Below are 14,830 nucleotides of genomic sequence, written 5' to 3'. Positions count from 1 at the left end.
AAGTCGACAAAGCAACTCTCCAACCCCTGTGATTCGTACGAGTACGCCCCGGTACGGCCTTGATGGCACATCGCCTGAGCTGGCGGGAGTCCGCCATGGCAGGTCTCGGTCAAGACAACGCTCCCCAAAGAGCTGTCACTTGCGCAAAGCTGACCGGTCATCCGGCACCGAAATCCGGACCGTATCTTTCACTTATCCAGGGATGCTGATGACCCTCGAATCCCCCAGCTCCATATCCGGGGCCAGACGCGTTGCACGCGTCGCGGCCGCGGCCGGTCTGGTCGCCGCACTCGCGACCGCGGGCGCGATGCCCGTGTTCGCGGCCACCGGCCCCGCAGCCGGCACCCCGGGCACCGGCCCGGCCGTCAAGTCCGCCGACCAGAAGATGGGTTCGGCGGACGCCGAGCTGCTTCAGGACGCCAAGGCCAAGGGTGACGCGACCGTCACCGTCATGGTGGCCACCGCCCCCGGCCAGACCAAGCAGGTCGCGGACCAGCTCGGTGCGGTCCAGGGCGCCTCGGTCGGCCAGACGAACGACAAGCTCGGCTACGTGCGGGCCACGCTGCCCACCGGCAAGGCCGAGGCCGCGCTGAAGGCGGCCGCCAAGCTGTCCTCGGTGCACGCCATGGACCTCAAGCACGAGATCCAGCTGTCGGACCCCCGCCCGGACGGCGGCAAGGAATCGAGCTCGGCGAAGAAGACCGCCTCCGAGACCTACCCGGGGCCGGACAAGAACACCCCCGCGAAGAACCCGTACAACCCGTCCTTCGAGACCGGTGCGGTGGACTTCGTCGCCAAGAACCCGCAGGCCGACGGCCGCGGCGTGACCATCGGCATCCTGGACTCCGGCGTCGACCTCGGCCACCCGGCGCTCCAGAAGACCACCACGGGCGAGCGCAAGATCGTCGACTGGGTCACCGCGACCGACCCGATCACGGACAACGACGCCACCTGGCGCGCGCAGATCACCCCGGTCACGGCCGCGGGCGGCACCTTCAGCGCGGGCGGCCAGAGCTGGAAGGCTCCGGAGGGCTCGTACCAGTGGAGCCGGTTCAGCGAGTCGATCACCGCCACCGGTGACGCGAAGGGCGACGTCAACCGGGACGGGGACACCACCGACCGGTTCGGCATGCTCTACGACGCCGCCGCCGGCACCGTCCGCGTCGACACCGACCAGGACGGCGACTTCACGAACAACGAGCCGATGAAGCCGTACAAGGACGGCTACCAGATCGGCTACTTCGGCACGGACAACCCGGCGACCGACGTCGCCGAGCGCATCCCGTTCGTGATCCAGATCCGCAAGGACGTCCCGATGGACCCGCTCGGCGGGGACTGGGTCGGCAAGAAGGCCGACTTCGTCAACATCGGCATCATCGAGTCCGAGCACGGCACGCACGTCGCCGGCATCACCGCCGCCAACAGCCTCTTCGGCGGCAAGATGAACGGCGAGGCGCCCGGCGCGAAGATCGTCTCCTCCCGCGCCTGCTCCTGGTCCGGCGGCTGCACCAACGTCGCGCTGACCGAGGGCATGATCGACCTCGTCGTCAACCGCGGTGTGGACATCGTCAACATGTCCATCGGCGGCCTGCCGGCGCTGAACGACGGCAACAACGCCCGCGCCGAGCTCTACAAGAACCTCATCGACACCTACGGTGTCCAGCTCGTCATCTCGGCGGGCAACGAGGGCCCCGGTGTCAACACCATCGGCGACCCCGGTCTCGCGGACAAGGTCATCTCCGTGGGTGCCGCGGTCTCCAAGGAGACCTGGGCCGCCAACTACGGCTCCGGCGTGACCAAGAAGTACGACATGTTCCCGTTCTCCTCGCGCGGTCCGCGTGAGGACGGCGGCTTCACGCCGACCATCACCGCCCCCGGCGCGGCCATCAACACCACGCAGACCTGGCTGCCCGGCTCCCCGGTGAAGGAGGCCGGCTACAACCTCCCGGCCGGCTACTCGATGCTGCAGGGCACCTCGATGTCCTCGCCGCAGGCGACGGGCGCCAGCGCCCTGCTGCTCTCGGCCGCCAAGCAGCAGCACATGACGGTCACCCCGGCGAGCCTGCGCGTGGCGCTGACCAGCACCGCGAAGAAGATCGCCGACGTCCCGGCGCACGCCCAGGGCTCGGGCCTGATCAACATCGTCGACGCGTGGGAGTCCCTCCAGCGCGGCGCCAAGGCCAACGAGTTCACCGTCAAGGCCCCGGTCGACACCGCGATCGACCAGTTCCTGAAGACCCCGGGCTTCGGTACCGGCGTCTACGACCGCGAGGGCGGCCTCAAGGTCGGCCAGAAGAAGGTCTACGACGTCGTCGTCACCCGCACCACGGGCGTCAAGTACGGCACCCGGCACAACCTGACCTGGCGCAACAACGACGGCACGTTCAAGGTCGTCGGCGGCTACGACTACGTCACGCTGCCGCTGAACAAGCCGGTCACCATCAAGGTCGAGGCCAACGCGAAGTCGGCCGGCGTCCACAGCGGCATCCTGCAGCTGGACGACGAGACCACCGAGGGCATCGACAAGCAGATCCTGACCACGGTCGTCGCCTCCACGCCGCTGGCGAAGCCGTCGTTCACGATGTCGGACACCTCCTCGGTCCAGCGCAACAGCCACAAGTCGTACTTCGTGACCGTTCCGCAGGGTGCGAAGTCCCTCGAGGTCGCCCTCGGCGGTCTCGCGGCGGGCAGCCAGACGCGCTTCATCTCGATCCACCCGTACGGTGTGGGCGTCGAGGACAGCGCGACCACCATGTGCTACCCGAACTACGACAACCCGGCCAACAAGTGCCGCCCCGACCTGCGCTCGTACGAGAACCCGCAGCCGGGCGTCTGGGAGATCGAGGTCGAGTCGCGCCGTACGTCGCCGCTGCTCGACAACCCGTTCAAGCTGGACGTCAGCGTCCTCGGCGCGGCCTTCGACCCGGCGGTCAAGGTCCTGCCCGAGGTGAAGCAGGGGACCCCGGCCCCGGTCCAGTGGACCATCAAGAACGACGCCGCCGCCATCTCCGGCGGCAAGCTCCAGGGCGGCCCGCTCGGTTCCGCGAAGGTCGCCAAGCCGACCATCGCGAACGGCGAGACCCAGACGAGCACCGTCACCATCGGTGAGGGCGTCTCCCGCCTGGACGTGGCCATCGGCGGTGTCTCCGACACCGGTGCCGACCTCGACCTCACCGTCCTCAAGGACGGCGTGAAGGTCGGCTCCTCCGCCGACGGCGACTCCGAGGAGGCCGTGACCCTGCTCAACCCGGCCGCCGGCACCTACACCATCCAGGTGGACGGCTACGCCGTTCCGTCCGGGTCCACCACGTTCAACTACCGCGACGTGTACTTCTCGTCCGCCCTGGGCTCCGTCCAGGTCGACGAGGGCGCCGCGGTGAACCTCGCCAACGGTGCCTCGGCGTCCGTCACGGCGAACGTCCTCGCCTCCGCTCCGGCCCCCGAGGGCCGTCAGTTCTTCGGCGAGGTCAAGCTGCTCAACGCCCGCGGCACCGCCGCCAGCACCGGCAGCGTCCAGATCGAGAAGGTCACCCCGTAACGGATGACCGGCTGATCGCATGACGGAGGGGCGGGCGCCCGGATCGGGCGCCCGCCCCTTCGCCGTTCCCCCTTCGAGGCCGCCCGCCGGCTACTTGCCCAGCGAGCTCAGGTCCTGGGCGTACGTGCCGACCGCGTGGGCGATGACGTCCAGGTTGGTGTCGAAGGCCTTCAGGTCGAGGTTCTCCAGGGTGTCGCCCGCCCCGTGGTAGTTCGGGTCGTACGGGGCCCCGGCCGCGCCGCCGTAACGCCGGGCCTGCTCGGCGGTCTTGACGCCCTCGGCGCCGGTGAAGGTGCCGCCGGCCGGGATGCCGTTCGCGATGAACGGGCCGTAGTCCGAGCGGCCGTCGAAGTCGCTGCCCTCGTGGGGCTTGCCCTTCTTGTCGAGGAAGCCGTTGATGAGCGCCTCGATCTGCGCCGAGCCGGCCGGGCCGGCGCCCTCGCCGGTCTTGTCCGAGTCGTCGCCGTCGTAGACGAACTGGACCGGGTTGGGCGAGGCGATCATGTCGAAGTTCAGGTAGAGCGCGATGTCCTTCTTCTGCTTCTCGGACAGCTGCGCCACGTAGTGCTCGGAGCCCAGCAGACCCAGCTCCTCCGCCGACCACCAGGCGAAGCGCACCTTGTTGGCGGGCCCCTTGCCCTTCTTGTCGGCGTCCTCGTCGGCGAGCTTCAGGGCGACCTCCAGCAGACCGGCCGAGCCGGAGCCGTTGTCGTTGATGCCCGGGCCCTCGGGTACGGAGTCCAGGTGGGCGCCCAGGGTCACCACGCGGTCGGAGCGGCCGCCCCTGGTCTCGGCGATCACGTTGCGGGTGGTCTTCCTGACGTGCTCCTGGTCGAGGTCCAGGCGGACCCGCACCTCGCCCTTGGCGGCGGCCGCGGTCAGCGCCTCGCCGTCGGCCAGCGTGATGCCGGCGCTCGGGATGACCCCCTCGGCGGGCGAGGAGAACCCGCCGCGCACCGGGGTGGTGCCGCTGTGGTTGTAGACGATCACGCCGAGCGCGCCGGCCTCGGCGGCGGCCCGCTGCTTCTCCACGAAGGTGCACGCGCCCCTCTTGACCAGGGCGATCTTCCCGGCGAAGGCGCCCGCCGGGTAGTCGTCGGCGGTGCAGCCGGGGGTCTCGTCGACCCGGGCCAGGGCGAGCGGCGCGGCCAGGCCGCCGGCCGGGGTCGACGTGGTGAAGGTGAAGGCGGCGGTCGCCAGCTCGCGGGAGTCCTGGCCGAGGACGGTGGTCCGCTCCGCCTTCGTGTGCGCCTCGTAGACGTCGAAGTCCTGGTACGAGACCTGGTAGCCGGCCTTCTTCAGCGTGTCGTACACGTAGGCGGCGGAGGCGGCGTGGCCCGGCGTGCCGGCGGCGCGGTTGCCGCCGTTGGCGTCGGCGATCTGCTGGAACTTCTTCAGGTGGCGGGAGGCGCCCTTGGCGGTGACCTCCTCCACCAGTTCCTTGGCCAGCCGGCCCTCGCGCGGGTGGGCGGCCGCCGGAGTGGCGGTCAGCAGGACGGGTGCGGCGACGGCGGCGGCCGCGAGGGCGGCGAGCGCCGGTATGGACCGGCGGCGGTGGCGGATGGCGCGCACGGTGGATCTCCCCGAATCGGTGGTTCGTTCTGCGGTCGACCGTGTCCGGATAACGGTCACGACAGACCGGACGCTAACCGGCTCCGACCAGGCAAAACGGGTGTTCAGCCGCCGTGCAACACTCCCGCCACGAACTCGCCACGCGGGTTCACATCCGAGACACCGTCCGTTCCTCGGACAATGGATTGGACAAGCCTCGTGGGGTCGAACGCATGATGGCTTCACGCGCGCACGCGTCGTACGGAGCAAAAGGAGTCACCGTGAGGGTCGGAATCGTCGGAGCCACCGGTCAGGTCGGCGCAGTCATGCGCGGCATCCTCGCCGAGCGCAAGTTCCCGGTGGACGAGCTGCGGCTGTTCGCCTCGGCCCGTTCCGCGGGCTCGACCCTCGAGTGGGAGGGCAAGGAGATCACCATCGAGGACGCCTCCACGGCCGACTACTCCGGCCTGGACATCGTGCTCTTCTCCGCGGGCGGCGCCACCTCCAAGGCCCTCGCCGAGAAGGTCGCCTCCCAGGGCGCGGTCGTGATCGACAACTCCTCCGCCTGGCGCCGCGACCCCGACGTGCCGCTCGTCGTCTCCGAGGTCAACCCGCACGCGATCAAGAACCGCCCCAAGGGCATCATCGCGAACCCGAACTGCACCACCATGGCCGCGATGCCGGTGCTGCGCCCGCTGCACGACGAGGCCGGCCTGACCTCGATGGTCGCCACCACCTACCAGGCCGTCTCCGGCTCCGGCCTGGCGGGCGTGGCCGAGCTCAAGGGCCAGGCCTGTGCCGTCTCCGAGGCCGCCGACCAGCTGACCTTCGACGGCGGCGCCGTGGACTTCCCGGAGCCGGCCGTCTACAAGCGCCCCATCGCGTACAACGTGGTCCCGCTCGCGGGCAACCTCGTCGACGACGGCTCCTTCGAGACCGACGAGGAGCAGAAGCTCCGCAACGAGTCCCGCAAGATCCTGGAGATCCCGGAGCTCAAGGTCTCCGGCACCTGCGTGCGCGTGCCGGTCTTCTCCGGCCACTCCCTCCAGGTCAATGCCCGCTTCGCGAACCCGATCAGCGTGGAGCGCGCGTACGAGCTGCTGGGGGACGCCCCGGGCGTCGAGCTCTCGGAGATCCCGACCCCCCTGCAGGCGGCGGGCAAGGACGCCTCGTACGTCGGCCGCATCCGCGTCGACGAGACGGTCGAGAACGGCCTCGCGCTGTTCCTCTCGAACGACAACCTGCGCAAGGGCGCGGCGCTGAACGCGGTCCAGATCGCCGAGCTCGTCGCCGAGGAACTGCGCGGCTGAGCGTTCGACCACGCGTAGGGGGCGGCACCGGCTGGTGCCGCCCCTTACGCGTTCCCGCCGGCCGTCAGGGCCTGCGGGCCTCGAAGAGGAAGCAGCCGAACTCGGTGGCGCGGACGTGCACGAGGGCGACCTCAGGGTCGGCGAAGGCCTCCGCCAGGGCCTCCTCCAGCACCGCGTCCGGGTCCTCGCCGAGGGACAGGGAGCAGCCGCCGAGGATGCGGCCCCCGGCGCCGTAGCGGCGCGCCGTGCGCAAGGCGCCGCGGGAGGCGAAGGGGTAGCCGGGGGCCCCGGACGGGCCGCCGCAGTCGGCGGCGTGGATGAACACCGGGCCCTGCTCGTCGTACGCACCCGGGTCGGCGCCGGTCTCGGCGGCCCAGCGGCGCAGCGGCGCGTACGAGACGAGGGCGATCCGCTCCCCGGGGCTGCTGCGGCGCAGGCAGCAGCGCAGCGGGGCTCCGCCCTCGGGGTCCTCGTAGGGCAGGCAGGGCTGGCCCGCGTCGTCACGGACGCGCAGGCCGGCGAGGGCGGCGGGGGTGAGGGGGCGTACGGCGTGGAGCGCCGGTCGGGGCGCCGGATGCGTGGTCATGCCGTCCAGCGTGCACGCCCGGACCCGGCGAAGCTGGCGGAAATCGGACGCCGCGTTTCGCCCGTGGATTACTCCCGGGCGCTTGGTCTGCGCCACGTGGAAGGATGGCGGGGCAACGTCACCATCAAAGGAGATGAACGCGTGCCTGGCACGAATCTGACCCGTGAAGAGGCTCAGCAGCGGGCGAAGCTGCTCAGCGTCGACTCGTACGAGATCGACCTCGACCTGAGCGGGGCGCAGGAGGGCGGCACGTACCCCTCCGTGACCACCGTGCGCTTCGAGTCCGCCGAGGCGGGCGCGGAGACCTTCATCGACCTGGTCGCTCCGGCCGTGCACGAGGTCGTCCTGAACGGCAAGTCGCTGGACGTGGCCGAGGTCTTCCGGGACTCGCGCATCGCGCTGAACCACCTCGCGGCCGGGGCCAACGAGCTGAAGGTCGTCGCGGACTGCGCGTACACCAACACGGGCGAGGGCCTGCACCGCTTCGTCGACCCGGTCGACCAGCAGGCCTACCTGTACACCCAGTTCGAGGTGCCGGACGCGCGGCGCGTGTTCGCCAGCTTCGAGCAGCCCGACCTGAAGGCGACGTTCCGGTTCACCGTGACGGCCCCCGAGGGCTGGACGGTCATCTCGAACTCCCCGACGCCGGAGGCCGCGGACGTCAAGGACAACGTCTGGCGCTTCGAACCGACGCCGCGCATCTCCACGTACATCACGGCGCTGATCGTCGGCCCGTACCACGCGGTGCACAGCTCGTACGAGGGCCCGAACGGCCAGTCGGTGCCGCTCGGCATCTACTGCCGGCCGTCGCTCGCCGAGTTCCTGGACGCCGACGCGATCTTCGCCGTCACGCGTCAGGGCTTCGACTGGTTCCAGGAGAAGTTCGCGTACGACTACCCGTTCGCCAAGTACGACCAGCTCTTCGTCCCCGAGTTCAACGCGGGCGCGATGGAGAACGCGGGCGCGGTCACCATCCGCGACCAGTACGTCTTCCGCTCGAAGGTGACGGACGCGGCGTACGAGGGCCGCGCCGAGACGATCCTCCACGAGCTCGCGCACATGTGGTTCGGCGACCTGGTCACCATGGAGTGGTGGAACGACCTGTGGCTGAACGAGTCGTTCGCGACGTACACCTCGATCGCCTGCCAGGCGTACGCCGAGGGCACGAAGTGGCCGCACGCGTGGACGAGCTTCGCCAACTCGATGAAGACCTGGGCGTACCGGCAGGACCAGCTGCCGTCCACGCACCCGATCATGGCCGACATCCGTGACCTGGACGACGTCATGGTCAACTTCGACGGCATCACGTACGCCAAGGGCGCCTCGGTGCTCAAGCAGCTCGTCGCCTACGTGGGCACGGAGGCCTTCTTCAAGGGCGTGCAGGCGTATTTCAAGGCGCACGCGTTCGGGAACACGCGCCTGTCGGACCTGCTGGGCGCCCTCGAGGAGACCTCGGGCCGCGACCTGACCACCTGGTCGAAGGCATGGCTGGAGACGGCCGGCATCAACATCCTGCGCCCCGCGATCGAGACGGACGCGGCCGGGAACATCACCGCGTTCGCGGTCCGCCAGGAGGCCCCGGCGCTGCCCGTGGGCGCCAAGGGCGAGCCGACCCTGCGGCCGCACCGGATCGCGATCGGCCTGTACGACCTGGACGGCGGCAAGCTCGTCCGTACGGACCGGATCGAGCTGGACATCGACGGCGGGCTGACGGAGGTGCCGGAGCTGGTCGGCCGGGCCCGTCCGGCCGTGGTCCTGCTGAACGACGACGACCTGTCGTACGCCAAGGTCCGCCTGGACGAGGTCTCCCTCGCCAACGTCACCGCACACCTGGGCGACTTCACCGAGTCTCTGCCGCGGGCGCTGTGCTGGGCCTCGGCGTGGGACATGACCCGCGACGGCGAACTGGCCGCGCGCGACTACCTCGCCCTTGTCCTGTCGGGCATCGGCAAGGAGTCGGACATCGGCGTCGTCCAGTCGCTGCACCGGCAGGTGAAGCTGGCCGTCGACCTGTACGCCGACCCGGCGTGGCGGGAGCAGGGCCTGGCGACCTGGACCGAAGCGACGCTGGAGCACCTGCGCGGCGCCGAGCCGGGCAGCGACCACCAGCTGGCGTGGGCGCGCGCGTTCGCGGCCACGGCCCGCACCGAGGGGCAGCTGACCTACCTGTCCGCGCTGCTGGACGGTGCGGCGGAGATCGAGGGCCTGGTCGTCGACACCGAGCTGCGGTGGGCGTTCCTGGAGCGCCTGGTCGCCACGGGTGTGCTGGACGAGCCGGCCATCGCGGCGGAGCTGGAGCGCGACCGTACGGCGGCGGGCGAGCGCCACGCGGCCACCGCGCGGGCCGCGCGTCCGACGGCGGAGGCCAAGGCCGAGGCGTGGGCCTCGGTGGTGGACTCGGCGGACCTGCCGAACGCGGTGCAGGAGGCCGTGATCGGCGGCTTCGTCCAGACCGACCAGCGCGAGCTGCTGGCCCCGTACACCGAGAGGTACTTCGCGGTGATCAAGGGGATCTGGGAGAACCGCAGCCACGAGATCGCCCAGCAGATCGCGGTGGGCCTGTACCCGTCGCTGCAGGTCTCCCCGGAGACCCTGGCGGCGACGGACGCGTGGCTGGCCGCGGCGGAGCCGAACGCGGCCCTGCGCCGCCTGGTCTCGGAGTCCCGCTCGGGCGTGGAACGCGCCCTGAAGGCCCAGGCGGCAGACGCAGCCTCCGCCTGACCCCACCCCTGGCGGGCCCGGCCGAGCACATCCGGCCGGGCCCGCCGGGCACCGGGCTCCGCGCAGCGGGGGCGGCGCGGGTGAGGCAAGATCCGGAAGAGACGGCCTAGCGGTCCGCGGCGGCTTCGCGGAGTGCGGCCAGTGCATGCGCCACGGCCGGCGCGGACTCCGAGCCCCGGCGCGTGGCCGCGATGACGTGCCGGGTCGGGCGGTCGTGGGTCAGGACCCGCACCGTCACCCCCGAGGCCCGGCTCGACACCATGCGCGGGACCAGCGCCACGCCCATCCCGGCCTCCACCATCGCCAGGATCGCGGTCCAGCCGGATGCCGAGTGCGCCTGTTCCGGGACGAAGCCGGCCGCCTCGCAGGCGTTGCGGGCGATCTCCTGCCACGGCCCGCTGCCCCCGTAGATCCACGGATCGCCGGACAGGTCCGCCAGCCGCACGGCCGGGGCCTGCGCCAGCGGGTGGTCCGGCGGGAGGGCCACGTCCAGCGGGTCCTCCATCAGCGTCAGCCGGGTGAACCGCGGGTCCCGGGCGGTCGGGGCGTGCGCCGCCAGCGAGAGGGCCAGGTCGACCGCCCCGGCCGAGAGCAGCTCGTACGACTCCGCCGCCTCGGTCTCCCGTACCCGCACCTCCACCCCCGGGTGGCTCCGCCGCAGCGCCGCCACCGCCGGGACCACCAGCACCGGCACGGCCGTGGAGAACGCCCCGATCCGGACCTCCCCCGCGTCCCCGGCCAGGTACCCGGCCAGTTCGGCGTCCGCCCGCTCCAGCTGCGCGAACACCGCCTCCGCATGCCGCAGTACGAGCTGCGCCGCGTCCGTGAGCCGGACCCGGCGCCCCTGCGCCTCCAGCAGCGGCACCCCCAACTGCCGTGCGAGGTTGGTCAGCTGCTGCGAAACGGCCGAGGGCGTCATGTGCAGCGCCTCGGCCGTCGCGGTCACGGTCCCCCGGTCGGCCAGGGTACGCAGGATCCGCAGCTTCTTGATGTCCCACTCGGTCATGGGACCGAACCTACCGCCGCGCTCTCAGCGAGCCCGGCCTGACCGACACGGCACTCCCCAGGCTCACGCCGCCGAGGATCAGCGCCATGCAGAGCAGCTGGGCCGGGCCCGTCCGCTCTCCCAGCAGCAGGAGGCCGAGGCCGGCGACGCACACCGGCTGGAGGTAGTAGACGACGCCCGCCCGGGCCGCGCCGATGAGCGAGACGGCCTTGTTCCAGGCGAAGAAGGCGACCGCGGAGGACATGACGCCGACGTAGAGCAGCATGCCGCCGGTGCCCGCGGTGGCCTCGAAGCCGCCCTGGACGGTGACGGACACGGCGTAGGCGGGGGCCAGCATCAGCGCGCCGAGCACGAAGGTGGTGATCAGGAAGGCAAGTCCGCCGAGTTCGGCGGGCTTGCGCTTGAGCAGCGCGCTGTACGTGGCGAACGACAGGGCGGCGGCGAACATCCACAGGTCGCCGGCGCCGAAGTCGAAGCCGAGCGAGCCGTCCCCGACGAGCAGCAGCACGCCGAACGCGGCGAGCAGCAGCCCGAAGGTGCGCCGGGCGCCGAGGCGTTCGCCGCCGAGGCGGGCGTACAGCGCCATGACGACCGGCGAGGCGGCCATGATCATGCCCATATTGGAGGCGGAGGTGGTCAGTCCGGCCTGGTGCACGAGCGTGTTGTACAGGGCGACGCCGAACAGCGAGGCGAGGGCGATGAACCCGAGGTGCCGCCGGATCAGCTCCCGCTGCTGCCAGGCCTGCCGGGCCGCGAAGGGGGCGACGGCGAGGGTGGCGATGATCCAGCGCCAGAACACGGCCTGGACGGGCGGGACGGCGTCGGCCATCCCCCGGGTGGCGACGAAGCTGCCGGACCAGACGACCGTGGCGACCAGGGCGAGGAGTACGCCGAGTCCGGCGGAGCCCTTCTTCACCCGGATGCCCGGCTTGTGCTGCGCAACGGTACGGACCCGGTCCATGACGGCCACGGTGTATCTCCCCCTCGGGTGCTGGTCCGACGGTCTGTCCGTCCGACGCGGGTCTACCGTCGCACCGGGCCATCCGTCAGGTCCATCGAAATGTTTCGATCATTCTTTTCAGTAGAACTGAACGATTCGGCCGAGGCGGAAGCGGGGGCTGAGCCGGCCGCGAACAGCTGGCCCGCGACGGTGGCGCCGAAGGCGATCCCCATGCCCACCAGCTGCACGGGGGACAGCGCCTGCCCGAGGGCCGCCCAGCCGATCACGGCCGCGCTGAGCGGGGAGAGCGGGCCCAGCAGGGTGACCGAGGTGGCGGTGAGCCGGCCGATGCCGCGGAACCAGAGCCAGTACGCGATACCGGTGTTGATCAGCATCATGTAGCCGTAGCCGAGGAGGGCGTTGCCGTCGAGTGCGGGCGGCGCCCCCTCGATCAAGGCCGCGACGGGGATGATGACCAGCCCGCCCGCGGTGAGCTGCCAGCCGGCCACGGCCAGCGGGCCGACCCCGTCCGGGCGCCCCCAGCGCTTGGTCATGACCGTGCCCGCGGCCATGGAGGCGGAGGAGACGACACCGGCGACGATGCCGACGAGGTCCAGCCGGGCCTCGGCGGTCAGGACGACCATGCTCACGCCGAACGCCCCCACGACGGCGGCGAGGACGGTCCGCAGCCGCGCCCGCTCCCCCAGGACGAGGGCGGCGAGTCCGACGACGAACAGCGGGCCGGCGGAGCCGAGTACGGCCGCCACCCCACCCGGCAGCCGGTACGCGGAGAGGAACAGCAGCGGGAAGAAGGCGCCGATGTTGAGCGTGCCCAGGACGGCGGACTTCCACCACCACTGCCCGCTCGGGAGTCTGCGGGACAGGGCCGTGAGCAGCAGTCCGGCGGGCAGGGCCCGCATCACCGCGGTGAACAGGGGCCGGTCGGGCGGGAGCAGTTCGGTGGTCACGGCGTAGGTCGAGCCCCAGGAGACCGGGGCGAGTGCGGTCAGGGCGACGGTGGCGAGACGGTTCATGACGGGTGACTCCTCGGGCAGGTGAGGAACTCGGGACGGCGCGGAGCCGGACCACCGGCAGCCGGCTCGGGCAGGTGGCTCAGGCAGGCGGCTCAGGCAGCCGGGGCATGCGCCCGGGCGGCCCCGGTCCGCGCCCCGGCGGCGGCGACCACGACCGGCGGCTCCGCGTACACGGCCTCGATCGGCAGCCGCCGCTCGAGCCGGACCAGCGCCAGGGCGGCGCCGCCCGCGGCGGCCGCGAGGACGGCCCAGGGCAGGCGGCCGTCGACGGAGAGCAGGGCGGTGAAGAGGGACGGGGCCAGGGCGGTGGCCAGCGAGTACGACAGCTGGTAGGTGGCCAGGTAGCGGCCGCGTACGGCTGCCGGGGCTGCGGAGACCGACAGGGCCCCGCCGGACGGGCTGTGCACGAGCTCGCCGAGCGTGTAGACGACGACGATGACCAGCAGGGCGACCAGGGTCGCGGTCTGCCCGGGGCGCAGCGTGCCGAGCACGATCTGCCCGACGAAGGCGGCGGCGAAGAGCAGGGCGCCGAGGGCGGCCGAGCGGGTGCGGCGGGCCCTCGAGCGGCGGACCCGGCCCGCGACGAGCACGCCGATCCCGGCGCACAGGGCGGTGTTGACGGTGAACGCGGCTCCGGTGAGGGAGTCGGGCCCGTGCAGCCAGGTGGCGATGTAGAGCGGGAAGAGCACGGACAGGGCCGCGTAGCCCAGTGCGGTCAGGAAGTTGGCGGCGGTCAGCGCGAGGAAGGGCCGGTCGCGCAGGACCATCCGGTATCCGGCGGGCGGCCGCTCGGCGGCGGCGCCCTGACCGTCCCGCACCGGGCGGACCCGGCGCACGAGCAGTCCGGCGAGCGCGAAGGCCAGCGCGTTGCCCCAGGCCGTGTACGTGAAGGCGGCCGCCCCCCACAGCGCCAGCACTCCGGAGACGATCAGGGCCCCGGCGCCCATCCCGGCGTTCTGCAGGGCTCGCAGGGAGGCCTGGAGCCGGTCCCGGGCGGCGCCGCGCGCCACCTCCCCGATCAGCGACTGCTGGACGGCGGGGAAGGACCGGTCGGCCAGGGCGGTGACGAGCGCGACGGCGGCGAAGGCGGGCAGCGAGCCGGCGAACGGGTAGAGCGCGAAGCCGAGCGCCCGCAGCGCGTAGAGGACCAGGACGATCCGCCGGGCGCCGAACCGGTCGACGGCCGAGCCGGCCAGCGGCATGAACGCCAGTCCGGCCAGGCCCGTGGCGGTCATGACCACGCCGACGAGGGCGAAGGAGAGGCCGGTGACGTGGTGGAAGAAGACGAGCGAGAACGGGACGTACATGCCGATCCCGACCGCACTGACTCCGGCCGCGACGAGCAGGGACCGCTCCCCCGCCACCTTTGATTCCCCGGCCACGGCCATCGTTTCCTCCCCCAAGTAGGTTGCTGGAAAGTAGCTTACCTCTAAGCTACTTTCCGTCAAGCAACTTTCTTGCGAACGATCGGAGGAAGGCCGGATACTGCGCGTATGACCGAGGCCAACAAGGACGCCGTCGACGCGATCATCGACCAGTGGGCCGCAGTGCGGCCGGACCTGGAAACCGCCCCCATGGCCGTCTTCGGCCGCATCTACCGGGTCGCCCGGGCCATGGGTGATGCGATGGAGAAGGCCTACGCCGGCCACGGGATCTCGCGCGGCGAGTTCGACGTCGTCGGCACGCTGCGCCGCTCCGGCGCCCCGTACACGCTCTCGCCGCGCCAGCTGTCGGCCACGCTCATGCTCACGACGGGCGGCATGACCGGGCGCCTGGACAAGCTGGAGAAGGCCGGCCTGCTCTGCCGCAAGCCCGATCCGCACGACCGGCGGGGGCTGCAGGTGACGATCACCGACCGCGGGCTCGCCCTCGTCGACGAGGCCGTCGCCGCCGGCCTGGAGGTGCAGCGCGCCGCGCTCACCGGGCTCGGCGACGAGGAGGTCGCCGTCCTGACCGGCCTGCTCCGCAAGCTGATGTCCGGCGTCCCGGCGGCTTAGGAGGCATCGGAAAGCGCCCGGGCGGCGGCCGGCCGACGGCCGGAACGCACAACGGGGCGCCGGGGGTCCGCACCGACGCCGACACGGCATCGGCTTGCGGACCCCCGGCGCCCCGGAAGTCTCCGACGGGTACTACCCCCCGCGGGG

At 71.8% G+C, this 14,830-nt stretch carries 10 protein-coding genes; 4 read left to right on the top strand and 6 right to left on the bottom strand.

Annotated features, from left to right (window positions below; translation table 11 throughout):
• The first annotated feature begins 208 nt into the window (after positions 1-208).
• Positions 209-3,538, top strand: a complete 3,330-nt coding sequence (locus OG299_RS25620) for a S8 family serine peptidase (RefSeq protein ID WP_327362750.1) — start codon at positions 209-211, stop codon at positions 3,536-3,538.
• Positions 3,539-3,628: 90 nt separating this feature from the next.
• Here OG299_RS25620 and OG299_RS25615 read toward each other — a convergent pair whose 3' ends face one another.
• Entirely contained in the window at positions 3,629-5,110 is a 1,482-nt protein-coding gene (locus OG299_RS25615) for a M28 family metallopeptidase (RefSeq protein ID WP_327362749.1), read from the bottom strand.
• A gap of 260 nt (positions 5,111-5,370) precedes the next feature.
• Here OG299_RS25615 and OG299_RS25610 point away from each other — a divergent pair, with 260 nt between their 5' ends.
• Positions 5,371-6,399, top strand: a complete 1,029-nt coding sequence (locus OG299_RS25610; protein ID WP_266629216.1) for an aspartate-semialdehyde dehydrogenase — start codon at positions 5,371-5,373, stop codon at positions 6,397-6,399.
• Positions 6,400-6,463: 64 nt separating this feature from the next.
• Here the strand turns inward: OG299_RS25610 and OG299_RS25605 are convergent, their stop codons facing one another.
• Positions 6,464-6,985: a DUF1203 domain-containing protein gene (locus tag OG299_RS25605; RefSeq protein ID WP_327362748.1), complete on the bottom strand. Its 522-nt coding sequence runs from the start codon at positions 6,983-6,985 to the stop codon at positions 6,464-6,466.
• Between the two features lie 141 nt (positions 6,986-7,126).
• Here OG299_RS25605 and pepN point away from each other — a divergent pair, with 141 nt between their 5' ends.
• Positions 7,127-9,706 (top strand): aminopeptidase N, encoded by a 2,580-nt coding sequence (gene pepN, locus OG299_RS25600; protein WP_327362747.1) that lies wholly within the window; start codon positions 7,127-7,129, stop codon positions 9,704-9,706.
• Between the two features lie 106 nt (positions 9,707-9,812).
• Here the strand turns inward: pepN and OG299_RS25595 are convergent, their stop codons facing one another.
• The 4 genes from OG299_RS25595 to OG299_RS25580 form a co-directional block, all read right to left on the bottom strand.
• Complete coding sequence (locus tag OG299_RS25595; protein WP_327362746.1) at positions 9,813-10,712, bottom strand: LysR family transcriptional regulator; 900 nt, start codon at positions 10,710-10,712, stop codon at positions 9,813-9,815.
• Positions 10,713-10,722: 10 nt separating this feature from the next.
• Positions 10,723-11,673 (bottom strand): DMT family transporter, encoded by a 951-nt coding sequence (locus OG299_RS25590; protein WP_266633548.1) that lies wholly within the window; start codon positions 11,671-11,673, stop codon positions 10,723-10,725.
• Between the two features lie 62 nt (positions 11,674-11,735).
• Entirely contained in the window at positions 11,736-12,686 is a 951-nt protein-coding gene (locus OG299_RS25585) for an EamA family transporter (protein ID WP_266629208.1), read from the bottom strand.
• 92 nt (positions 12,687-12,778) lie between these two features.
• Positions 12,779-14,074 (bottom strand): MFS transporter, encoded by a 1,296-nt coding sequence (locus tag OG299_RS25580; protein WP_327362745.1) that lies wholly within the window; start codon positions 14,072-14,074, stop codon positions 12,779-12,781.
• A 105-nt stretch (positions 14,075-14,179) separates the two neighbouring features.
• Between OG299_RS25580 and OG299_RS25575 the strand changes: the two genes are divergently transcribed.
• Positions 14,180-14,683 carry a MarR family winged helix-turn-helix transcriptional regulator gene (locus tag OG299_RS25575; RefSeq protein ID WP_266629204.1) on the top strand — a complete coding sequence of 168 codons (504 nt, stop codon included), beginning with the start codon at positions 14,180-14,182 and terminating at the stop codon, positions 14,681-14,683.
• The last annotated feature ends 147 nt before the right edge of the window (positions 14,684-14,830 follow it).

Origin of the sequence: Streptomyces sp. NBC_01296, assembly GCF_035984415.1 — a bacterium.
In the GTDB taxonomy this organism is placed as follows: Bacteria; Actinomycetota; Actinomycetes; order Streptomycetales; family Streptomycetaceae; genus Streptomyces.
This window is presented reverse-complemented; position numbering and strand designations above follow the sequence as displayed.